The sequence below is a fragment of the Vibrio sp. 1069 genome, assembly GCF_033340555.1.
In genome coordinates, this window is sequence record NZ_JAWOWP010000361.1 from 1 (window position 1) to 711 (window position 711).

The following is a 711-nucleotide window of genomic DNA, read 5'->3' on the forward strand; positions in this document are numbered from 1 at the left end:
GAATTGCTTTTGCAGAATTGGCACGAATACTTCATTCAGTGCCACGCCTAATACCGCTGGCTCATCTGGCGGACGACCAGTATAGGTACTGTGATAAATTGGGTCTTTACGCATGGTGATGTGCGTAATGGTAAAGACATGATGCTTTTCTTTTTCGTTATAGTAGCCAGTGTGATCGCCGTAAGGGCCTTCATCGGCAAACTCGTTCGGGTCGATGTACCCTTCCATGACGATTTCAGCACTTGCTGGGACTTCCAAATCGTTACTGATGGATTTGACCACTTCGGTTTTACTGCCACGCAGCAAACCAGCAAAGGCATATTCTGATAACGTATCCGGCACTGGCGTCACCGCACCAAGGATAGTAGCAGGGTCGGCACCAAACGCCACGGAAACTGGGAACGGCTTACCCGGGTTGGTTTCCATCCAATCACGCAAATCTAACGCGCCACCACGGTGAGCTAACCAACGCATGATGATTTTGTTTTTGGCGATTTTTTGTTGGCGGTAGATACCGAGGTTCTGACGTTTTTTGTTCGGCCCTTTGGTAACCGTCAAACCCCACGTTAATAGTGGTGCTACGTCTTCCGCCCAGCAACTCATCACCGGAATTCTATCCAAATCGACTTCGTCACCTTGCCACACTATGTCTTGGCATGGCGCTGTACGCAGTCGCTTGGCTGGCATATTCAACACTTGTTTGAATACTGG

General features: G+C 49.2%; 1 protein-coding gene. It reads right to left on the reverse strand.

What is annotated here, in order from left to right; all coding sequences use genetic code 11:
* Positions 1 to 711 (reverse strand): UbiD family decarboxylase (locus tag R7040_RS26515; protein WP_318097589.1); only part of this gene is annotated, 711 nt, incomplete at both ends.